The sequence below is a fragment of the Streptococcus parasuis genome, from assembly GCF_021654455.1.
In the GTDB taxonomy this organism is placed as follows: Bacteria; Bacillota; Bacilli; order Lactobacillales; family Streptococcaceae; genus Streptococcus; species Streptococcus parasuis.
The window spans coordinates 395,202-418,905 of the sequence record NZ_AP024276.1; the positions used below are offsets into that span (position 1 = coordinate 395,202).

Genomic DNA, 23,704 nt, shown 5'->3' on the forward strand with positions numbered 1-23,704 from the left:
TATGAAAGGAGGTAAATGATGAATTGGATAAAAAAGTATCTTGTTTTTCTGGCTGAAAAGAAAAATAAAATATTATTGGTTTTGGTCGCAATTGTTCTATTTTGTACCATCTACGCATTGATTCTTCCAGCACTATCCATGGATGAAACAATTGCTGTTAACCAAAATGGTGTAGAACTCCTTGAGGGAACTAGTATTGATTCAAAACAAACAATAGAATTGCAAGAAACAACAGAAAAATTACACGTTGGCGAAGACAAAACAGAAGATACCATTTCCGTGGCTGAAACCATCACTTCTTTGACAGAAACTGAAAGTGACAGTGACAGTGGTCAAACATTTACCCAAGAAGCACAATTGAATACGCCAGAAGCTATTGAGAAATCATCGAGTAATCCAGTTACTTTTTTTACAGGGAAGCTTATCCATGAAGGTTTAGATTATTGGGTTGAAGTTGATGTGTCTGAAGAGTCTCAGTTGCCAAGTGGTACCGAATTGATTGTTAAAGAACTTCCATCAAATGATGAATCTTATAAAGAATACTTAGATAAGACTAAGAAGCAGGTGACAAATGCCACTTTAGTTTATGCTCGGTTTTTTGACATTTCATTTTATTTAAAAGGAGAAGAAATAGAGCCTGCTGAGGCTGTTACTGTGACGATTAAATACAGCACTCCATTTGATATAGGGAGGGACACCGAAATTGTTGCGATTCATTTTGATGATGAGAAAAATGCAAATCAAATATCGGTTGAATCGGATGTACATTCGAGTGATAAGTTTTCTGAAGTTACTTTTGATACAGGTGATTTTTCAGTTTATGGAGTTTTAGGAATTGAAAAACTACAAGCTCGTTCCATTCCTGTAGAGGGGAAGGAATACTATGAAGTAAAATTTGTTTATAAGGATGTCGATAATTGTGAGCAAGTGGTGACGTCTAAATTAATAGAAGTAACAGAGCAATCAATTATAGGGTCATTGCCACAAGCACCGTTTAAAACAGGCTATCGTTTTATCAATTGGGTGAAACGGGGCAGTAACCAAGTGATTACTCCAGAAACTTTGGTGACAAATGACATGATTGTGGAGGCTCATTTTGAGATTATTTCCATTTATACAATTACTATCAATTATTACTATTACAACAAAGAATTATCAAAAGAAATCATCTTTGATACAGCAATTTTCCAAAAAGAAGATAGGGATATGCCTTTTAGTCATCTGCCACATACTTCTACAAAAGTGACACCACAAAATGATAATACTTTACCAGCGGATGCTACCTATTATCCTGAATGGTCAATCATTAAAATATTGAGAGAAGAGCTTGTAGAAAAGGATTTGGCTGATGGTCTTCTGGATAATAAAATAACGATTAATATCCAGTATGTACCCTATACAGCTGAATTTGACTATGTATATATGCTCAAGGATTTAGATGGCAATGACTATTCGAAAATTGAAACGGTCCATGCATACGGAGTACTAGGTTCAACTGTTAGTCCCCAAGTTTTGACTTATCCATATGCTACATTTGAACATACGGAAGCGACTGAAATTACACAAGCAAGTGGTCAAAAACTATATGTTTATTATCGTCGCAATCGGTTTACTCTAACTTACAATAGTAATGGTGGTGACTATGTCAATCAGCAAACAGGTCAGTATGGCAGTCAGGTGCCTATTTCTTCAAGTATCCCGACTCGCACAGGATATGATTTTGCGGGGTGGTATGATAATCCACAGTTGAATGGTTCACCTGTAACTGATACGGTCACACTGGATAAAGATCGCACCCTTTATGCTAAGTGGACAGGTAAGACTGTGAAATACACAGTAGTCTATTTAAAAGAAATCTATGATAATGCTACAGCAAGTACTCATTATGATTATGAACGGTCAGCTGTTCAGGAGGCGAAAGTTGGGTCGACTGTTTATGCTAGTTCGGCAAATGGCATAGATTTGGGTCAAGCATATGAGGAAAATGCAGCTTTGAATGCAGATTCAACAGTTGAAATCCTTGCGGATGGTTCTTCGGTCTTAAAAGTCTATTACAAGTTGAAATTATTTACATTTGTATTTAACCTCAATCAATATTGGGGGTGTATTCGAATGAACGGAACGGTCTATACCGGTTCTGATTATCGAATTTCTAATGTTGTTTTAGGCCAGGACATTTCAAGTAGGTGGCCGAGTGGTACTGAGCAGGTATATGCGACTTCTGGTAGAAAAAAATTTGATTCTTGGGATCATCCAGGTTTAAGTGAGCATTTTAAAACCAAGCGGTTTGAAGTGACTGAGGATATGCTTCGAGGAGCAGATCCTTCAAATCAAATTATCATGACAGGAAATTGGAGTGATAATATGATTTCTAAATCTGTAGAGTATTATCTGCAATCGGCTGATAATCCTAGAACTTACATCAAATCAGATACCTATAGCCAGACTTTTTATCAACGTGAAAATGTTTTGTTAAATGCTAAGGATATAAAAGGATTCGATCACTTAACAAATACTCCTTCGGGTTATAGACCTTCGGAGGGCTACATTTATCGTTTTTACTACAATCGTAAAAAATATACTATTGATTACTATTTCGGTAGTCAGAAGTTGAAAACTGAAGAGGTTAAATTTGATGCAAATCTGAACACCTCATATTATAATTACACTCCAAATCGCCCAACAGGAATGGATGAAGATTACACATGGGGAGGATGGTGTGCAGATTCTGAATTGTTAACACCATATACCTTTGTAACCATGCCTGATCATAACGTGATACTTTATGCCAAATGGGTTGTTCCGACCTTTACGGTATTTTTTGAAACGAACGGAGGTGCTCAACATTTTCCGACCCAGACCGTCGAAAAACACAGACAAATAAGCTATCCTGGAAATCCAACACGTGATGATTATGATTTTGTTGGTTGGTACACTCATCCAACGGGTGGTGAACGGTATGATTGGCTGAAACCAGTCACAGCAAATATTACATTATACGCAAGATGGAAGTTAAAACCGTTGACTTATATTGTGAGGTACTTAGAAGAAGGAAGTAATAATCCCTTATCTGTAGAAAAAGTTGAAACAAGCCCTGCCTTTAGCTTTGGTCAAGAAATCAAGGAGTCAGCACTTGGAATTGTCGGCTACCGTCCATATGAGCGTGAGAAGAAGTTTACGTTGAACAATAATAACCAAATGATTACTTTCTACTATACAAAAAAATCACCAAAAATTACTTATAAAATACGTTATGTTTCAGCAATTAACGAGTCAATTGAGGTAGCACCTACAATTGAAAGAGAAGTAGATGGTAATACGATTGAAGCTCTTGAAAAGGCAGTTCCTGTAGATAAAAGCCATATGCAAGGACAAGAGCATGTTACAGCTGAAATGGTTAATCTCGACTATTATCCATTGACAGATGTTGAGAGTACGGTCTTATCAGCAACGGACACTGAAAACGTTATTACGTTTAAATACGCTAGTTATGATACTGCACAAATTACAATTAATTATTTAGATATGGATGGACAGGCGATTCCAGGTCAGGAATCTGTGACAATTCTTCAGAAGAAACCAAGTTATTATCTTGTTCATCGCAAGCTGTTAGACGGTTATCAGTTCCATCATTCTATGGATAATCATGGGCAAGAGAATCTTCAATTCTATAACATTGATGGTAGTCAACATCAATCTTGGGTTATCAATCTATATTACAAAAAAACTATTACTCTAACAGCTAACAGTAAATCTAAGGTTTATGATGGATTGGCACTAACTAGTAGTGATTTAGGAGACCTTCAAATGAACTATCAAGATTACTTGATGAAGGATGATCGGATAGTCTCAGTTGAATTTGAAGGTAGTCAGACTGATGTAGGATTAAGTGCCATTATCCCTAAGAATGCCGATATTAAGGATATTAATGATGTTAATCGGACTTACTATTATGATATTCAGTATGAAACAGGGAATCTGGAAGTTACGAAGAGACCGTTGATTGTAACGGTTACAGGAGAAAATAAGGAAAAAATTTATGATGGACAACCAGAAACAATTACCTATAGTGTAGCTTTTATAGATGAAACTGGAAAATATACGGATAGCGATTACGCATATATCGGTCAAGAAGTCGATCAACAACTGATAAAAACAGATGCCGGCAACTACTCACTTAATCTTCAGCATAAATTCATTAATAATAATCATAACTTTGATGTGGAGTTTATTGTTATTGATGGACGTTTGAATATAAAACAACGGTTGATTACGCTTCGTTCAGAGGATGGAATTAAGCCGTATGACGGCAGTATTCTGAAGAAGACATCGGTTAAAGTGATAGATATGGACGATCCCACGACAACAGGATTTGCTGAGGGTGAAAGCTTTATATATTCAGTTACTGGTAGTCAAATGGTACCTGGTTCTTCTTTGAATACCTATACCTACGCACCAAGTCCTTCAACAAAACTTGAGAATTATGTCGTTATACAAGAAGAAGGAATTCTCAAAGTGATACCGACTGTTAACTTACAAAAGACAGATTCTCAATGGAAACCTCTGGCAGGGGGACAATTTACCTTAACTAAATGGGATGGCAATCATTGGTCGGCGATTACTGATTTGTCCAATTTAATCATTTCAACAACAGAAGGGGTTTCCGTTCATGGGTTGGAAGCAGGTTTGTACCGAATCAATGAACAAGCAGCGCCAGAAGGATATATTGTACTTGATGTTCCGTTATTCTTTAAAGTTTTAGAAGAAGTTGAGGGTGAGGGTCATACCAGATATGTGGTTTTGGTAACGAATGAGGCAGGGGAGCCGATCGAGTCTTCAGTTGCGAAATTACAAGTTTCAGAGAACGGGGAGGTATTTAGTCATCGAATCCAAATAGCCAATGAGCCCGGACAGGCTCTACCAAATACAGGTGGAATAGGAAAAGAATTCTATATTTGGTGCGGTCTGATTATACTCTTATCGTGTTTATTTAGCACCGTGTACATGAAGTATAAATGGGAAAGGAGGTCTGGAGACTATTGAGGTAGTCATAAATTGCTGATTTAGATTGCTATGAGTAGACGAATTCACTTTCAGTGTTGCTGGATTATCTGTGTAAAATTTGCGGAAATAATTATCATTAGGCTATTCTAGTAGTTATTAGCTCAATAGAAATTTGTGTCAACTTTCTTAATCCGAAAGAAGTAAAAGAAAGAGGTTTATGATGAAAAAGTTAAGAAAAATGCTATCCCTCATAATAGCAGCAGTAACGATAGTTGTCATGGTAGTACCTGTAAGTGCTAAACAAATAGTAGATACTGGTGGAGGCGGAACGGCATCTATTACAGTTACCAATACTTCCCAAGGTCAGACTTATACACTCTATAAGTTATTTAATGCCACTCAAAGTGAAGATGGTATTTCCTACACAGTTCCGAGTGGTAAGTCAATAGAGCCAACCAATGCTTGGTTTGAAGTAGATAATGCGGGAAATGTCTTGCAAAAGACAGGTGCAAATGTTGCAACAGATGAGTTTAAAACTTGGGCAGAAGGGTTTGGTACAAACGTTACTTCTGTTAAAGCAACAGGGGCTACCGTAACATTTGATAAGCTTGCTTTTGGGTACTATTTCATAAAATCATCGCTTGGTGCAGTTTTAACTGTCGACTCAACCAATCCTAATGCAACAGTTATTGATAAAAATGAAACAGAGCCAATTATCCCTGATGGTGGTGGGAAAAAGGTTCAAGTTGGTGCAAATTTAGCAGATACCGCAACAGCAAAAATTGGTGAAATCCTTGATTTCAAAGTGACTTTCCAGGCAACTAACTTTATCACAAAAAATGGAGTGACAACTCAGATTACTAAATTTACCATCGAGGACGTTCCGACGGCTTTATCTATTCAAGCATCATCTATTAGTGTAACTGTTGCTGGATCAGCTGTGACGCCGGAAATTGCAAGAGTAGATGAGTCAACCGGAAAAATGACTATTGAACTTAAATGGGCAAATTCAGATGGTAGTACTATTTATGCTTCACCAGCAGTAGTTGAAGTGAGCTATAAGGCTATTGTCACAAAGGATGCGCAAGAAGGGACAGCTAGAAACCAAGCAACTATTAAATTTAATGATAAAGATTTAACAGATGAAATAATTGTTAACACTTATAAAATTACTTTATCTAAAGTAAACAATGCGGGCAAGACCCTAACTGGTGCACAGTTTAGGTTGTATGATGCTGAAGTCAATGGTCATGAAATACCGGTTGTGAAAAACGACGATGGAACGTACCGTGTGGCTGAAACAGGTGAAACTGGGGTTCCCATTGATGCAGGAACTGCAGTTATCAAGGGGCTAAAAGGCAATACTAGTTATTGGTTGGAAGAAACAAAGGCACCTGCAGGATACAATAGATTAACTAGTCGTCAAGAAGTAGTTTTGCAAGAGGAAGATGCGGAAGTGAAAATTGTTAACCAAGCAGGAACAGAATTACCATCGACTGGTGCGATGGGAACCTCTTTGCTCTACATAATTGGAACTGTTTTAGCACTGGGTTCAGCAGTTCTACTTGTATCAAAACGACGGATGCAAAATCAGTAACCTCAAGTTAATATGTTCATCTGAAAATCGTTCTTTTATCATACTTCGGGATTGCCAAAGCAGTCCCGAAGATGTTTGGAAAACAGATGTAGATTATTGAAGTGCCTTAAAGTTGAACTTTTGTGAAAGAGATAGGAGGGGGAAATGGCTGGAAAAAAATTGTTTTCTGTCTGGTTGACAATTGGTTTTTTATCAGGTCTCCTTTTGCTACTCTATCCTTCCTTTAGTGATTACTGGAATTCCTTTCACCAATCTCAAGCTATCATGTCCTATGCTGAAAATGTTTCTCAGATGACCGAGGAAGATTATAAGTCTTTCTTCAAACAAGCACATGAATATAACCAAACGATTGCTAAGCAAGTAGTGAGTTTAAAATTGAATGATGGGGATCGAGAGAGGTATCAATCACAGTTAAATATTAACGGTGATGGTATTATGGGGTATATATCCATTCCAAAAATTGATGTGAAACTAAGTATTCATCATGGAACAGATGATGCGGTACTCCAAACTGCGGTTGGTCACGTAGAAGGTACTTCGCTTCCTATTGGGGGGAAAGGGACCCACTCAGTGCTCTCAGCACACAGAGGACTTCCTTCTGCTAAACTTTTTACAGAGTTAGATCAATTAAAAGAGGGAGATTTATTTACACTACACATATTAAATGAGACCTTGACATATGAGGTTGATCAAATAAGAGTTGTTTTTCCGACAAATTTAACCGATTTGGCGATGGTGAATGATGAGGATTATTGTACGTTGGTAACTTGTACTCCTTACGGGATTAATACTCACCGACTGCTGGTTCGTGGTCATCGTATTTCTAATGTCAATGGGGATGTGAAGCTTGTAGCAGATGCTTTACAAATTAAGCCATTTCTTGTAGCACCGATTTTAGCGATACCTGTTTTGCTTGGTTTGATTTTGTTTATCTATGTTTCGACCAGTTCATTTATCCAAAAGCGGAAAGTAAATTTTGAAGAATATGGTGGGCTAAATTATAGAATGGACACACTTCATGCACAGGTAGTATCTGCTTTGGAAGAGGATATAAAGAAAGAAAAGACTTTGAGGAGTGAAAATGAATAGCAGATTAGTTCATTTCCATCGTTTTCCTTTACAAGTAATGAAAGATATGTTAGAATGGCAAGAGTTAATAATGAGAAAGGGGGTTGGCGTCAGTCAACCCTTTCCCTATACACTGATTTCTACATGTAAATAGAAGGTGTTGTGTATAGGGTGTGGTAAATAAGGAATATGGTTATCCAATGGTAGAGATGATTTTTTGGAAACCTATTTCTACCTACTGCAGAAATAGGAGGTGTTTATGTCATCAATTATTGATTTGGTCACAGCAGCAATTACCCCCGCAATTCAAGCTCCATATGAGTTGGTAGATGTGGAATATGGTAAGATGGGCGGTGACTACGTTTTATCTATTTTTGTCGATAAAGAGGGGGGGATTTCTCTTCAAGATACGGCAGATTTGTCAGAAGTCATTAGTCCAATTTTGGATACGATTAAGCCGGACCCATTTCCGGAGCAGTATATGTTGGAAGTAACAAGTCCAGGTTTGGAACGTCCTTTAAAAACGGCAGATGCTGTTGAAAAGGCAGTTGGAAAGTACATCCATGTCAAGCTCTATCAGGCAATTGATAAAATCAAGGTTTTCGAAGGGACTTTGCTCTCCTTTGATGGAACAGACCTAATTATGGAATATATGGATAAAACCCGCAAGAAGGAAGTGACGATTCCTTACCAGACGGTGGCTAAGGCCCGTTTGGCTGTCAAATTGTAATAGGTTGCGATACTCGATCGTATTAGAGTATGTTAATAGATTTTAGACTTTAAGAAAGGACCTTTTGAGCGCAAAAGGAAAACAACATGAGTAAAGAAATGCTAGAAGCCTTCCGTATTTTAGAGGAAGACATGGGTATTAACAAAGCGGACATCATTGATGCTGTAACAGAATCACTTCGTTCAGCTTATAAACGCCGTTATGGTCAATCAGAATCAGCAGTGATTGAATTTGACGAGAAAAAAGGCGATTTCCATGTATTTACTGTTCGTGAAGTAGTAGATGAAGTATTTGATAGCCGACTAGAAATTAGTCTAAAAGATGCCTTGGCTATTTCATCAGCTTATGAAATGGGTGACAAAATTAAATTCCAAGAAGACCCAACGGAATTTGGGCGTGTGGCTGCTCAATCAGCTAAACAAACCATCATGGAAAAAATGCGCAAACAAAAGCGTGCCATTACCTTCAATACTTACAAGCAACATGAAAATGAAATCATGTCAGGTACGGTAGAGCGTTTCGACAATCGCTTTATCTATGTCAACCTTGGTACAATTGAAGCTCAGTTATCAAAACAGGATCAAATTCCTGGTGAGGTTTTCCAATCTCATGATCGCATCGAAGTTTATGTCTATAAGGTAGAAGACAATGGTCGTGGTGTTAACGTATTTGTCAGCCGTAGCCATCCAGAAATGATCAAACGCCTCATGGAACAGGAAATTCCAGAAGTATACGATGGAACAGTTGAAATCATGAGTGTTGCCCGTGAAGCTGGAGACCGTACGAAAGTGGCTGTTCGTAGCCATAATCCAAACGTAGATGCTATTGGTACTATCGTTGGTCGTGGTGGTTCAAATATTAAGAAAATCACCAGTAAGTTCCACCCAGCTCGTTATGATGCTAAGAATGACCGTATGATTCCTACTGAGGAAAATATTGATGTCATCGAGTGGGTAGCTGACGAAGCGGAATTTATCTACAATGCTCTAGCACCTGCTGAAGTTGACCAAGTGTTGTTTGACACGGAAGATGGGAAACATGCGACAGTCGTTGTACCGGATGATAAGTTATCATTGGCAATTGGTCGTCGTGGTCAAAACGTTCGTTTGGCAGCACATTTGACAGGATTCCGTATCGACATCAAGTCAGCATCAGAATACGAAGCATTTGAAGCTGAGCAATATGCGACGGACGAAGTTGTAGAAGAAGTCGCAGAAGAACAAGAATAAGGCAAAAGGAGCAACCATGGCAAAAGCTAGAAAAATACCCTTGCGCAAGTCTGTGGTGTCCGGTGAAATCATCGACAAACGGGATTTGCTCCGTATTGTAAAAAATAAAGAAGGCCAAGTATTTATCGATCCAACAGGCAAGGCAAATGGTCGTGGAGCTTACATCAAGCTTGACAATAATGAGGCAAGCCAAGCTAAGAAACGTCGTGTCTTCGATCGTTCCTTTAGTATGGAAGTAGCTGAGGAGTTTTATGATGAGTTGATTGCCTATGTTGATCATAAGGTCAAGAGGAGAGAACTTGGACTCGAATAAGAGACAGAAAATCTTAAATTTATTGGGATTGGCGCAGCGTGCTGGTCGTATCACCTCTGGTGAGGACTTGGTTGTTGAAGCTATCCAAAAAGGGCAGGCAAAGTTGGTGTTTTTAGCCAACGATGCAGCTGGAAATTTAAGCAAAAAAGTAACAGATAAAAGTCATACCTATCAAGTAGAAGTTGTAACAGTGTTTTCAACACTGGAATTGAGTGCAGCTGTCGGCAAGGCTAGAAAAGTCATTGCAGTGACAGACGCTGGATTTACAAAGAAGATGAGGTCTATTATGGAATAGAACAGGAGGACAAGGCATTGTCTAAGAAGAGATTGAATGAAATCGCCCGAGAAATAGGCGTCAGCAGCAAGGAAGTTGTTGCTAAGGCTCAAGAATTGGGATTTGATGTAAAAAGCCACGCTTCTAGTGTGGATGATGCAAGTGCAAAACGTCTGGCGGAAAGTTTTAGAGCGCAGCAACCAGTCCAAGCTAATTCTGTAGAAGCAGTTACTCGAGTTGCGGAAGCACCAAAAGTAGAAACTGCAAAAGTAGAAAAAGTCGCTACTTCAGAGCCAGTATCAAAAGAAGTGCCTAAAGCAACAGGTACACAAACTACTGCGCACCGACCACAGAGTCGCAACTTTAAAGCTGAGCGTGAAGCACGTGCTAAAGAACAAGCTGCTAGACGAGCTCAAGGCCAACAAGGAAAAGCTGGTCAACAAGCTAAGAATGGTCAAGAACGTCGCGATAACCGTCAACAGGGTCAAGGACGACCAAATAATGAACGAAATGATCGCCGTGAACCACGTCGCGACAAGCGAACAGAAGATCGGAAGGAAAACCGTTTTGCTGACCGACGTGAAGGACGAGATAATCATCGTCAGGACAACCGGTCCGGTCAACAGAATGGGTTCGGCCGTAAAGAAGAAGTCAAAAAGGTTGAGACACCTAAGATTGATTTCAAAGCCCGTGCAGCTGCTCTAAAAGCAGAGCAGAATGCAGAATATGCTCGTACTAGTGAAGAACGATTCCGTCAGGCTCAAGAAGCTAAGAAGCAACCTAAGAAGCCAAAAGAAATTAAGTTCGAAGAACCGGTTGTAGAAAGCAAACCATTTGTGAAACCTACACCAGTTGAAACAGTATCAGAGCAAGTGGCAGAAACTACTGTAGATACCCGTCGTAAGAAACAAGCTCGACCAAATAAAAAACGTGACTTCATTGGTGACGAAGAAGATGGTCCTAGAAAACAACAAAGAAATCGAAATAGTCAAAATCAAGTGAGAAATCAAAGAACAAGTAACTGGAATAACAACAAGAAAAACAAAAAAGGCAAGACAAATCAGCCTATTAAGCCTGTCACAGAACGCAAGTTCCATGAATTGCCAACAGAGTTTGAATATACAGCTGGCATGACCGTTGCTGAGATTGCTAAACGGATCAAACGTGAGCCTGCTGAAATCGTGAAAAAACTCTTCCTTATGGGCGTAATGGCAACTCAGAACCAATCTCTTGATGGAGATACTATCGAGCTCCTCATGGTTGATTATGGTATTGAAGCGAAAGAAAAGGTTGAGGTCGATAACGCAGATATCGAGCGTTTCTTCGTAGAAGAAGGCTATCTTAATGAGGATGCAATGACAGAACGTCCACCGGTTGTGACCATTATGGGACACGTTGACCATGGTAAAACAACCTTGTTGGATACCCTACGTAATTCTCGTGTGGCTACAGGGGAAGCTGGTGGTATCACACAGCATATCGGTGCCTACCAAATTGAGGAAGCTGGTAAGAAAATTACCTTCTTGGATACTCCAGGACACGCGGCCTTTACTTCTATGCGTGCGCGTGGTGCATCTGTTACAGACTTGACTATTCTAGTCGTTGCTGCAGATGATGGTGTTATGCCACAAACAATTGAAGCAATCAATCACTCAAAAGCTGCGAATGTTCCAATTATTGTTGCCATCAACAAGATTGATAAACCAGGTGCTAATCCTGAGCGTGTGATTGGTGAATTGGCAGAACATGGAGTTATTTCAACTGCATGGGGTGGTGAATCTGAATTTGTAGAAATCTCTGCCAAATTCAATCAAAATATTGATGAGTTGTTGGAAACAGTTCTGTTAGTTGCTGAAATTCAAGAACTGAAGGCAGATCCAACTGTACGCGCAATCGGTACAGTTATCGAAGCTCACTTGGATAAAGGAAAAGGTGCGGTTGCTACCCTACTAGTCCAACAAGGAACATTGAATGTGCAGGATCCAATTGTTGCAGGGAATACCTTTGGTCGTGTTCGTGCCATGACCAATGACCTTGGACGTCGCGTGAAGGTTGCTGGTCCATCTACACCTGTCTCTATCACAGGGTTGAATGAAGCACCGATGGCTGGTGATCATTTTGCAGTCTATGAAGATGAGAAATCTGCTCGTGCAGCTGGTGAAGAACGTGCAAAACGTGCCCTTCTCAAACAACGTCAAGCAACACAACGTGTTAGTCTTGAAAACCTCTTTGATACACTTAAAGCAGGTGAAGTTAAGTCTGTTAATGTCATCATTAAAGCTGACGTACAGGGTTCTGTAGAAGCACTCGCATCATCACTTCAAAAAATTGAAGTAGAAGGTGTCAAAGTGAATATCGTCCATTCAGCAGTTGGTGCCATTAATGAATCAGATGTCACTTTGGCTGCGGCATCCAATGCATTAATTATTGGTTTCAACGTTCGTCCAACCGCAGAAGCGCGCAGTCAAGCCGAAACAGACGATGTTGAAGTACGCCTTCATAGCATTATCTACAAGGTCATCGAAGAGATGGAAGATGCGATGAAAGGGATGCTTGATCCTGAATACGAAGAAAAAATCATTGGTGAAGCGATTGTACGTGAAACCTTTAAGGTATCTAAAGTTGGAACAATCGGTGGTTTCATGGTCGTTCGTGGTAAAGTTACCCGTGATTCAAGTGTTCGTGTTATTCGTGATGGAGTTGTTGTATTCGACGGTCAATTAGCAAGCTTGAAACATTATAAAGATGATGTGAAAGAAGTTGGTAATGCTCAAGAAGGTGGATTGATGATAGAAAATTACAATGACTTGAAAGTTGATGATACGATTGAAGCCTATATTATGGAAGAAATCAAAAAATAAGATCATTGAAGAACAGTTCATGATTTATTCATCTTGATTTTTATAAGACTGAGCTTCTGCCTAGCCTCGTCTTACTTGGATTATTCAAGCTGAGGCAACTCAGCTTTTCTATCCTGTTAGAAAGGAAAAGAATATGGCAAATCATTTTCGTACAGACCGTGTTGGGATGGAAATCAAGCGTGAAGTCAATGAGATTTTACAAAAGAAAGTCCGCGATCCCCGTGTGCAAGGTGTAACCATCACTGATGTTCAGATGGTTGGTGATTTATCAATGGCCAAAGTGTACTACACAATCATGAGTGACTTGGCTTCCGACAATCAAAAAGCACAAACTGGTTTGGAAAAAGCAACAGGAATAATAAAAAGGGAACTTGGTCGTATGTTGACACTTTATAAGATTCCTGATTTGGTGTTTGAAAAAGATCAATCAATAGAGTATGGAAACAAAATTGATCAAATGCTCCGTGCTCTCGAACAGAAAGATTAAGAAAGTCGAATGGAAACATTCGGCTTTTTTGGGCTCTATTGAAATGATTTCAACGACCTAAAATATTTATAGAAATTAAAATAGTTTGCCGACAACCATTTATACTCAATGAAAATCAAAATCAGACTTGCTCCAAAGGTTCGGGGAACCTTTGGAGGTTGGAAATAGTCGAACGTGTTCGTTTCGCTCTGATGCAGGTTACTATTTTGTTTCAAGGTAACAGGCTGAAAGGCTCCACTGGAGCCTTTCACTCATCAAATCAAGTCAACAACGCCTGATTTTGATTTTCGAAGAGTATTAGTCGAATTTTGTCCACTCTCCTCTCATCCATCAAGGTTTTTTACATTCGATTTTTTTCAAAGAGTTAAAATAGATTATTCGTACAATGGCATCCGACACTTTTTCTAAAAGTTGTAGTTCTAGTTTCTTTATGATTAAGTTATCCTAGTAGCAATATAGTTTTAAATGTACACTTGATAGAGCATGGTTTCGGCTAATCGAGATGGGAGAAAAATGGTGAGCGTTTACAAGCTTTTCTAAAGATGGTATACTAATATAAAAGAGATTGCGTAGGAGGAAGTTATGAAAAAGCTTATTAGTCGTATAATGTTGGTGTCCACGGTTGTGTTATTAGCAGCATGTCAATCCACTCAGACCAAGGAAGATGAAACTTCCAATACTAGTTCATCGAGCCAAGTTACAACTAGTTCGGACCAACAATCTACCCCAGAGTCTTCCTCAGAGCCTACATCTAGTTCAGACTCACAAACAGAAGCCACTTCTACAAATACACAGACGATACCGACTGTGTACCAGTCCGTTATCGATCGTTACCAAGCCAATTTAGGTCAGGTTTCTGAAGCGATTAATCAGGACGAGGTTAGTAGTTATCTAAGTTTACTGACGAGTCAAGGCCAAGAATACAGCGGAGCATTCTATAGCCTATACGATATTGATCAAGATGGGACAGAGGAATTGCTCTTAGCCTTGAATAAATCTGGTGACTATATCCTCATTGATCTTTACACACAGCTATCTGGGGAGAGTTTCCGTTTAGTAGATAATTTCCGAAATATTGGATTTGAAATTGGGCCGGATGCCATTCTTCGTCCTTTACAGGATGGAACCTATTTATTTGAAGGGGGTGGAGTATACCGGATTTATCAGTACAATGCAATGATTCCAGGATTGAAACGGATTTCTGAATCGGATACTAATCCTGAAACATCCCCTTTACTTGATTTATCAAGTTTGAATTGGGTTAACTTATAGTGTAAAATAAGAATGGATAGAAGCTGGGGTTTCCAGCTTTTTTTTTATTTAAGTAGTACTTTAAGTTTTCTTTTGGTAATCTTTAATCTTTCTTTTAGGTAGGGAAGGTAAACTAAGAGCATATCAGGAAGGCATCCCAAAACCTCCTAAGAAAGAAAAGGAATCTATTTATGAAAACAAATTTAAAAAAACTGCTTTATTCAGGTGTCACGTTGATGAGTATCGGTGTCTTGGCGGCATGTTCATCAACTTCTAGTTCAACGACAACATCAAGTTCTAAAGCTACAAGTCAATCAAGTGCAGCAACTACTTCCAGCAATAGCACCTCATCTGACTCAAGTTCATCATCATCTTCGATTGACTGGTCAGCCCTTCCTACTACAGAAGTAACGCTTTCAAATGATGGATTGAAAATAACGGAAGGTGGAACCTATATTCTAACAGGTTCAACAACTGCAGGTATAACGGTTGAAACAGATGCAAATGTCCGTATCATTTTAGCAGGTGCCGAGATTTCAAGCTCAGATACTGCCGCAATTAATGTTATTAGTGCAGATAATGTTGAATTAGAACTTCAAGATGGAACGACAAACACTGTGAAAGATACGAGCAATCACACTGATACAAATATTGAAGGTGCCATTCATGTTGAGGCAGATTTAACCATTACGGGGAATGGTAGCCTGACAGTAGAAGGAAACTTTCAAGATGGTATTGTATCAACTGATGATCTAGTTATTGACGCAGGAAATATCACTGTTACAGCAGTAGATGATGGCATCCGTGGTAAAGATTCAATGACTATCAATGGTGGAACTATCACTGTAACAGCAGGTGGAGATGGTATCAAGTCAACCAATGATACAGATACAACTAAAGGCTACACAACAATTACAGGTGGTGAAATTACTGTAAAAGCAGGAGATGATGGTATCAAAGCAGAAACAGCCTTGACAATTGACGGTGGCACAATTTCTGTACCAGAATCAGTAGAAGCCTTGGAAGGAACCAATATCACAATCAATGGTGGTACCATCGATGTATACGGATCGGATGATGCTATTAATGCGGCAAGTACAGCGTCATCAGATATCTTTATCAAGGTAACTGGTGGTGACTTGACAGTCGCTGTAGGTAGTGGGGATACGGATGCCTTTGATGCTAATGGAGATATCTATATCTCCGGAGGTACAATTGATGTAACAGCTCCAACTTCAGCCTTTGACTTCGATGGAACTGCTGAATTGACAGGTGGTACTGTGACAGTTAACGGTGAGCAGATTACTCAAATCACAGCAACAGGACCAGGTGCAGGTGGCCACGGTGGCTGGTAATTGATCGTCAAATTATAATAAAAAGGTCTGAGTTTTGAGAAACTCAGGCCTTTCGTTTTGTTTCCATATTTGGAAGATTGATTTTATATTTAATGACCAATAATCGAATGATTAAAGAAATGGCAAAAATAGTGATGAAGGTTGGAATTTGTGGTAATCTCCAATCTACAACACAGAGATGATATAAGATACCAGAAAAGAGTGCTAACACAGCATAGACATCTTCCTTTAGGACAATCGGTGTCTCATTGACTAATAAATCACGAGCAATTCCGCCACCAACTCCTGTTAGAGCTGCTAAAATACCACTCGTTACGGCATTTAGTTGAAGTTCAACTCCTGTACTTGCTCCAATAAGGGCAAAAATGGATAAACCGACGGCATCGAAGATCAAATTAGTTTGGGATAGAAAATGAATCATCTTTTTATCAAGTGGTTTGTCCTGCCTTAGATTGATGACAATCAAGTACATCACAATAGCCACAACAAGAGATAAGTAGATAGCAGTCGGGTCGGTTAAGGCAGTCGGAATCCTATTTGCCATTGTATCACGAATGATGCCACCACCAACAGCAGTAATGATGCTGAGGAGACTAATTCCAAAAATATCTAACTTTTTCTTGAAACCTTTTACTGCACCCGATACAGCAAAGGCAATTGTGCCAATATAGTTGCACATCATAAGAAACAAATCGAATTCCATAAGCACCTCCTTTTCTATATTAACAGAAAGGAAAATGACTGACAAGACTCTTTTTGAGTTTGTGAAAAAAGTTTCAAACGAGACAGTTTGTCATTTGTTGAAATTTGTGAAAAAACGCACGAAATAAAGGTTTTTCACAAAAATTTCTGCAAAAAGAAAACGGTTCAATTATTTGCCATTTGTGAAATATTGGTCTATCATAATACAGAAAGAGAAAAACCTTTGGAGGAAATTATGGTATCTATCTCAAAAGAACAACACTTGGATATGTTCTTGAAAATGCAACAGATTCGTGATGTTGATATGAAATTAAATAAATTGGTGCGTCGTGGCTTTGTACAAGGAATGACCCACTTCTCAGTTGGTGAAGAAGCAGCTGCTGTTGGACCAATCGTTGGTTTGACTGATCAAGATATTATCTTTTCACATCACCGTGGTCATGGTCATGTTATTGCAAAAGGTATTGACATCAACGGTATGATGGCTGAACTTGCTGGTAAGGCAACTGGTACATCCAAAGGCCGTGGTGGCTCCATGCACTTGGCCAATGTTGAAAAAGGAAACTTTGGTTCAAACGGTATCGTCGGTGGTGGCTATGCCCTTGCAGTAGGAGCGGCTCTCACACAACAATACCTTGGGACAGATAATATCGTTATCGCCTTCTCAGGTGACTCAGCAACAAACGAAGGCTCATTTCATGAGTCAATGAACCTGGCGGCTGTCTGGAATTTACCAGTTATATTCTTTATTACAAATAACCGATATGGTATCTCAACAGACATTTCTTATTCAACAAAAATTCCTCACCTCTACCAACGTGCGGCAGCATACGGTATTCCAGGTCACTATGTTGAAGATGGTAATGACGTCATTGCTGTTTATGAAAAAATGCAAGAAGTAATTGAGTATGTTCGTGCAGGAAATGGCCCAGCGATGGTGGAGGTTGAATCGTATCGCTGGTTTGGACATTCGACAGCTGATGCCGGAGCCTACCGTACAAAAGAAGAAGTTGCAGCTTGGAAAGCAAAGGATCCACTTAAGAAATACCGTACATATTTGACCGAAAACAAGATTGCAACAGATGAAGAATTAGATGCAATTGAAACACAAGTTGCTGAACAAGTTGAGGCTGCTGTGAAATTTGCACAAGAAAGTCCAGATCCAGATATTTCAATCGCATACGAAGACGTGTTTGTAGATTAAGTAACGAGAACGTTAAAAGGACACAGCGAAAATAGGAAATCAGCCAAGGAAATTGGGATTTCCTGCTGATTTATCTTTTTCGCACAGTCCTTAGTTCGAGTACAATTCTAACTAAGTTGTGAGGTCGTCTAAAAAACGACTGAAAAATAGGGAACTGACACAGTGTGCTTGCACACAAGGAAGTTCGCACCTAAAGGTAGCCACATCCGTAATTCAGCTGAAGCTGAAACGGTTGCGTCTCTTTTTTCCGAGTTTTTAGACCGAACACAATTCTAAGGTGCCTCAAGCTGAGGCTATAAACAATTATAGTCTTTTAGTTTGCTTTTAGTACTAGGCATCGAGCCGCAGGCATAACTGAAGTTAGGCAAGGCGAGTTCAAACAATCTAGTGGAGTGTTTGAAGTTGGAAATAAGGAAACAGAGTTTCCTCTTACGTCGAAGTAATAAAAGAAAAACTAAATGACGAAATATTGTGGTAATTGATTGATTTTCGTTAGTACAGTAAAAGTAAATTGATATAAGTAGGAGAAATTGTAAAAATGGCTGAAACAAAAGTAATGGCCTTGCGTGAAGCGATTAACTTGGCTCAGAGCGAAGAAATGCGTAAGGATGAAAAAGTATTCTTGATGGGGGAAGACGTCGGTATCTACGGCGGTGACTTCGGTACATCTGTTGGTATGTTGGACGAATTCGGTCCAAAACGTGTTCGCGATACGCCTATCTCTGAGGCAGCAATCGCTGGTTCTGCGGTTGGTGCGGCTCAAACAGGTCTTCGTCCAATCGTTGACTTGACTTTCATGGACTTCATCACAATTGCCCTTGATGCGATTGTTAACCAAGCGGCTAAAACCAACTATATGTTTGGCGGTGGTTTGAAAACGCCTGTAACCTTCCGTGTGGCATCTGGTTCAGGTATCGGTTCAGCGGCACAGCACTCACAATCTCTTGAAGCTTGGTTGACTCACATTCCAGGTATCAAAGTTGTTGCACCTGGTACAGCTAACGATGCAAAAGGTCTTTTGAAATCATCTATCCTTGACAACAACCCAGTTATCTTCTTGGAACCAAAAGCTCTTTACGGTAAAAAAGAAGAAGTGAACTTGGATCCTGATTTCTACATTCCACTTGGTAAAGGTGAAATCAAACGTGAAGGTACTGATGTAACTATCGTTTCATACGGTCGTATGTTGGAACGTGTTTTGAAAGCAGCTGAAGAAGTGGCTGCAGATGGCATCAGTGTAGAAGTGGTAGACCCACGTACCCTTATCCCATTGGATAAAGAATTAATCATCGAATCTGTGAAGAAAACTGGTAAGGTTATCTTGGTCAACGATGCTTACAAAACAGGTGGTTTCATCGGTGAAATCGCATCAATCATCACAGAAAGCGAAGCATTTGACTACTTGGATGCACCAATCATCCGTATCGCTTCAGACGATGTACCAGTTCCTTACGCAAACATTCTTGAAAATGCAGTATTGCCAAACGTAGAGAAAATCAAAGTGGCAATTTATAAGCAAGTAAACAAGGGCTAAAGACAAAATGGAAGGACGGGCAACCGTCCTAACCCTGTTTGAAGGAATGTATGAAAAGAATTGACCTGGTTCAATGAATATCATTGGAGTCGGTTCTTAGATAACGTAAGAAATTGAAAGAAAGGAATTGAACCCGTTCGGAAAACTTGAAAATGAATGAATCGATTGAAAATCAATATTATCTACGATTTCCTATATTCAATTGTTTTCTGTTCGGACTTGGTATCTAAAAAATGGCAGTAGAAATTATTATGCCTAAACTCGGTGTGGACATGCAAGAAGGTGAAATCATCGAGTGGAAAAAACAAGAGGGTGATTTCGTCAATGAAGGTGATGTTCTCTTGGAAATGATGTCTGACAAGACCAGCATGGAGTTGGAAGCAGAAGAGTCAGGTGTCTTATTAAAAATTGTTCATGGAAATGGGGCAACGGTTCCCGTTACTGAAGTGATTGCCTACCTAGGCGCAGAAGGTGAAACAGTAGAAGCTGGAAGTGCACCTGTTGTTGAGCAGGCTGCAGCGATTGAAGAAGTGCCAGCGGGCCGTGCACCAGTGATTGTGGCACCTACTGTTGCAGCGAAACCACAAGGTGGTGGTAAAGTGCGCGCAACTCCAGCGGCCCGTAAGTTGGCTGGAGAATTGGGCATTGATTTGGGTCTTGTTCCAGGAACTGGTGCAAATGGCCGTGTTCACAAGGTTGACGTAGAAGACTTCAAGGGTGCAGCTCCTAAGGCGACACCGCTCGCAGCCCGTATTGCAGCTGACCATGGTGTTGATTTGTCAACAATCACAGGAACGGGTGTCAATGGTAAAATTGTTAAGGAAGATGTACTTGCTGTTCTTGCTCCTGTAGAAGCAGAAGTTGTGGCTCCAGCTCCTAAAGCGGAAGAGAAACCAGCTAAAGAATTGCCAGAAGGCGTTGAAATCATTAAGATGAGCCCAATGCGTAAGGCGATTTCAAAAGGTATGGTCAACTCTTACTTGACTGCTCCAACCTTTACGCTTAATTACGATATCGACATGACCAACCTCATGGCGCTTCGTAAGCAAGTCCTTGAGCCAATTATGAACAAGACTGGTCTGAAAGTGACCTTTACAGACTTGATTGGTCTCGCGGTTGTTCGTACGTTGATGAAAGAAGAACACCGTTACATGAACGCTTCTTTGATTAACGATGCACAAGAAATCGAATTACACAAGTTTGTCAACCTTGGTATCGCAGTAGGTTTAGATGATGGCTTGGTGGTGCCAGTTGTTCATGGTGCAGATAAGATGAGCTTGTCTGAATTTGTTGTGGCATCAAAAGATGTTATCAAGAAAGCTCAATCTGGTAAGTTGAAGGGGGCTGAAATGTCAGGATCTACCTTCTCTATCACCAACTTGGGTATGTTTGGTACCAAAACCTTTAACCCAATTATCAACCAACCAAACTCAGCCATCCTTGGTGTCGCAGCAACTGTTCAAACTCCAGTAGTTATTGATGGTGAAATCAAAATCCGTCCAATTATGGCACTTTGCTTGACCATTGACCACCGTATCATTGATGGTATGAATGGTGCTAAGTTCATGGTTGACTTGAAGAACTTGCTGGAAAACCCATTGGAATTGTTGATCTGAGATAAGATGCAAAAGGCGTTAAGAAAACCGTATGAAAATAGGAAATCAACGATGTGCCTTGAGGCACGAGGCGATTTATCTTTTTCAATAGGTTTTTAGCCTGTGCTCAATTTGGTAAAGAGAAAAAATAAAGAAAGGATGTAGAACGGGTTCGTGATATTTGAACACGAACTAAATGCTCGGAATTTAGATAGTCCGCCTTGGATGTACTCATCCTGCGTTGGACTCCTAAAATTCAGTCGCATTTGGACGTTCTTTGTATCATAATTATGGCAATTGAAATTATTATGCCGAAACTTGGTGTAGACATGCAAGAAGGCGAAATCATCGAATGGAAAAAACAAGAGGGTGATTTTGTCAATGAAGGTGATGTTATCTTAGAGATGATGTCAGATAAAACAAGCATGGAGTTGGAAGCGGAAGAATCAGGTGTTCTTTTGAAAATCGTTCACGGTAACGGTGCAACAGTTCCTGTAACAGAAGTTATTGCTTACCTTGGTGCAGAAGGTGAAACAGTTGAGACTGGTGCTACACCGGCTCCAGCAGAAGTTGCACAAGCAACTGCTGATTTGAAAGCAGCTGGTTTGGAAGTGCCTGCAGCTCCTGCAGTAGCTCCACAAGCTCCTAAGGCTGAATTGGCAGCAGACGAGTACGATATGGTTGTTGTCGGTGGTGGTCCTGCTGGCTACTATGCAGCGATTCGTGGTGCCCAACTAGGTGGTAAAATCGCAATCGTTGAAAAATCAGAATTTGGTGGGACTTGCTTGAACAAAGGATGTATCCCAACTAAGACCTATCTCAAGAATGCTGAAATTCTTGATGGATTGAAGATTGCGGCTGAACGTGGTATCAATCTTGCATCTACAAACTACACTGTAGATATGGATAAAACAGTTGACTTCAAGAACAAGGTTGTGAAGACTTTGACTGGTGGTGTAGCAGGTCTCTTGAAAGCCAACAAGGTAACCATCTTCAATGGTCTTGGACAAGTAAACCCTGATAAGACAGTTGTGATTGGTGATAAAGTGATTAAAGGTCGCAGCATCATTCTTGCAACTGGTTCTAAGGTTTCTCGTATCAACATCCCAGGTATTGATTCTAAATTGGTGCTAACTTCTGATGATATCCTTGACTTGCGTGAAATTCCTAAGTCACTCACTGTTATGGGTGGTGGCGTAGTCGGTGTGGAACTTGGTTTGGTTTACGCGTCTTACGGTACTGAAGTAACAGTTGTTGAAATGGCTGACCGTATCATTCCAGGTATGGACCGCGAAGTGTCTGTTGAATTGCAAAAAGTCCTTTCTAAGAAAGGTATGAAATTCTTGACATCAGTTGGAGTATCTGAAATTGTTGAAGCCAACAATCAATTGACAATTAAATTGAACGATGGTTCAGAAATTATTTCTGAAAAAGCTCTTCTTTCAATTGGACGTGTACCTCAATTAGCTGGTCTTGAAAATCTTAACCTTGAGTTGGATCGCGGTCGTATCAAGGTTAATGCTTACCAAGAAACATCTATCCCAGGAATTTATGCACCTGGTGACGTTAATGGTACTAAAATGTTGGCACACGCTGCTTATCGTATGGGTGAAGTTGCTGCTGAGAATGCTATCAACGGCAACCACCACAAGGCTAAATTGGACTTCACACCAGCAGCGGTTTACACACACCCTGAAATCGCTATGGTTGGTTTGACTGAAGACCAAGCGATCGAGAAATACGGTAAAGAAAATATCCTAATCGGTCGCAACAGCTTCACTGGTAACGGTCGTGCAATTGCTTCTAACGAAGCACATGGTTTCGTAAAAGTTATTGCTGATAAAAAATACCATGAAATCCTTGGTGTTCATATCATCGGTCCAGTTGCAGCTGAAATGATTAACGAAGCAGCAACTATCATGGAATCTGAATTGACTGTTGATGATGTGGCAGCTTCTATCCATGGTCACCCAACCTTCTCAGAAGTGATGTACGAGGCCTTCCTCGATGTTCTTGGTGTGGCGATTCACAACCCACCAAAACGTAAATAATATAACATTCAGTTTATCTTTTATTACTTCGTTAAATCGATTTGCCGTACTCTACAGAAGCGACTTGCCTCGCAAGTCCTATTCCCAACCTAGAACAGCCTTGAGGCTGTTCTAGCAACCTGTATCTTTTGATGCGAACGCAGTTCGCCTTATTTCCAACCTCCAACTATCTCCCAGATAATTGGAGCTAGTACTAAAAGCAAACTGAAATGCTAACATCAAAAAGAAAGTCCACGTGGCTTTCTTTTTTTAAAATAATGAAAATAGAAAGGGTTTGGAGAATAACTTGAAATTTGGTCATAAATCAATTTCTGTGCATTTCTATTCCTGGTAATGTTTGCAAGCTTTGTTGCAGATTTTTTCGTAACAAGCCTGTTGGCAAGAAATTCTGTTGATTATCCAAGAATATTACCTTCTCTACTTGGTAAAGATAATACTCTACAGGAAAA

General features: G+C 39.8%; 16 protein-coding genes and 2 pseudogenes. 17 read left to right on the forward strand and 1 reads right to left on the reverse strand.

Annotated elements, in window-relative coordinates; all coding sequences use genetic code 11:
* Positions 1–15 precede the first annotated feature (15 nt).
* The 13 genes and pseudogenes from L6410_RS02030 to L6410_RS02085 all read left to right on the forward strand — a co-directional run bounded on the left by L6410_RS02030 (position 16) and on the right by L6410_RS02085 (position 16,169).
* Positions 16–5,043, forward strand: a complete 5,028-nt coding sequence (locus tag L6410_RS02030; protein WP_237395721.1) for an InlB B-repeat-containing protein — start codon at positions 16–18, stop codon at positions 5,041–5,043.
* Positions 5,044–5,224: 181 nt separating this feature from the next.
* The gene (locus L6410_RS02035) at positions 5,225–6,601 is read left to right on the forward strand and encodes a SpaA isopeptide-forming pilin-related protein (protein WP_237396615.1); all 1,377 of its coding nucleotides are present in this window, start codon (positions 5,225–5,227) and stop codon (positions 6,599–6,601) included.
* Positions 6,602–6,745: 144 nt separating this feature from the next.
* Positions 6,746–7,690, forward strand: coding sequence for a class C sortase (locus L6410_RS02040; protein WP_237395725.1), 945 nt, complete (start codon positions 6,746–6,748; stop codon positions 7,688–7,690).
* Complete coding sequence (locus L6410_RS02045) at positions 7,683–7,823, forward strand: hypothetical protein (protein ID WP_172040573.1); 141 nt, start codon at positions 7,683–7,685, stop codon at positions 7,821–7,823. The genes L6410_RS02040 and L6410_RS02045 overlap by 8 nt, the downstream gene beginning before the upstream one ends.
* A gap of 105 nt (positions 7,824–7,928) precedes the next feature.
* Positions 7,929–8,399: a ribosome maturation factor RimP gene (gene rimP / locus L6410_RS02050; protein WP_172025325.1), complete on the forward strand. Its 471-nt coding sequence runs from the start codon at positions 7,929–7,931 to the stop codon at positions 8,397–8,399.
* A gap of 86 nt (positions 8,400–8,485) precedes the next feature.
* Positions 8,486–9,628, forward strand: a complete 1,143-nt coding sequence (gene nusA / locus L6410_RS02055) for a transcription termination factor NusA (protein WP_024391499.1) — start codon at positions 8,486–8,488, stop codon at positions 9,626–9,628.
* 16 nt (positions 9,629–9,644) lie between these two features.
* The gene (gene rnpM / locus L6410_RS02060; protein ID WP_024391500.1) at positions 9,645–9,941 is read left to right on the forward strand and encodes an RNase P modulator RnpM; all 297 of its coding nucleotides are present in this window, start codon (positions 9,645–9,647) and stop codon (positions 9,939–9,941) included.
* Entirely contained in the window at positions 9,898–10,236 is a 339-nt protein-coding gene (locus tag L6410_RS02065; RefSeq protein ID WP_050571150.1) for a YlxQ-related RNA-binding protein, read from the forward strand. Before rnpM ends, L6410_RS02065 begins: the two co-directional genes overlap by 44 nt.
* Positions 10,237–10,253: 17 nt before the next feature.
* Positions 10,254–10,992: pseudogene (locus L6410_RS11070) on the forward strand (translation initiation factor IF-2 N-terminal domain-containing protein); the annotation flags it as partial.
* 104 nt (positions 10,993–11,096) lie between these two features.
* Positions 11,097–13,076, forward strand: a pseudogene (infB, locus tag L6410_RS02070) (translation initiation factor IF-2); the annotation flags it as partial.
* A 133-nt stretch (positions 13,077–13,209) separates the two neighbouring features.
* On the forward strand, positions 13,210–13,563 hold the full coding sequence (gene rbfA / locus L6410_RS02075) for a 30S ribosome-binding factor RbfA (protein WP_237395727.1): 354 nt from the start codon (positions 13,210–13,212) through the stop codon (positions 13,561–13,563).
* 582 nt (positions 13,564–14,145) lie between these two features.
* Positions 14,146–14,835: a colicin lysis protein gene (locus L6410_RS02080; protein WP_237395728.1), complete on the forward strand. Its 690-nt coding sequence runs from the start codon at positions 14,146–14,148 to the stop codon at positions 14,833–14,835.
* Positions 14,836–15,005: 170 nt separating this feature from the next.
* Positions 15,006–16,169, forward strand: coding sequence for a carbohydrate-binding domain-containing protein (locus L6410_RS02085; protein WP_237395731.1), 1,164 nt, complete (start codon positions 15,006–15,008; stop codon positions 16,167–16,169).
* 43 nt (positions 16,170–16,212) lie between these two features.
* On the opposite strand, the gene L6410_RS02090 is transcribed toward L6410_RS02085, so the two are convergent.
* The gene (locus tag L6410_RS02090; RefSeq protein ID WP_024404117.1) at positions 16,213–16,872 is read right to left on the reverse strand and encodes a trimeric intracellular cation channel family protein; all 660 of its coding nucleotides are present in this window, start codon (positions 16,870–16,872) and stop codon (positions 16,213–16,215) included.
* Between the two features lie 234 nt (positions 16,873–17,106).
* On the opposite strand from L6410_RS02090, the gene L6410_RS02095 reads away from it, so the two are divergent.
* The 4 genes from L6410_RS02095 to lpdA all read left to right on the forward strand — a co-directional run bounded on the left by L6410_RS02095 (position 17,107) and on the right by lpdA (position 23,255).
* A complete protein-coding gene (locus L6410_RS02095) occupies positions 17,107–18,075 on the forward strand; it encodes a thiamine pyrophosphate-dependent dehydrogenase E1 component subunit alpha (RefSeq protein ID WP_024391508.1) in 969 nt (322 codons plus the stop codon).
* A 538-nt stretch (positions 18,076–18,613) separates the two neighbouring features.
* Positions 18,614–19,609: an alpha-ketoacid dehydrogenase subunit beta gene (locus L6410_RS02100; RefSeq protein ID WP_024396612.1), complete on the forward strand. Its 996-nt coding sequence runs from the start codon at positions 18,614–18,616 to the stop codon at positions 19,607–19,609.
* A 233-nt stretch (positions 19,610–19,842) separates the two neighbouring features.
* Positions 19,843–21,225: a dihydrolipoamide acetyltransferase gene (locus L6410_RS02105; protein WP_024396611.1), complete on the forward strand. Its 1,383-nt coding sequence runs from the start codon at positions 19,843–19,845 to the stop codon at positions 21,223–21,225.
* Between the two features lie 269 nt (positions 21,226–21,494).
* Complete coding sequence (gene lpdA, locus L6410_RS02110; RefSeq protein ID WP_024391511.1) at positions 21,495–23,255, forward strand: dihydrolipoyl dehydrogenase; 1,761 nt, start codon at positions 21,495–21,497, stop codon at positions 23,253–23,255.
* Positions 23,256–23,704: the final 449 nt, after the last annotated feature.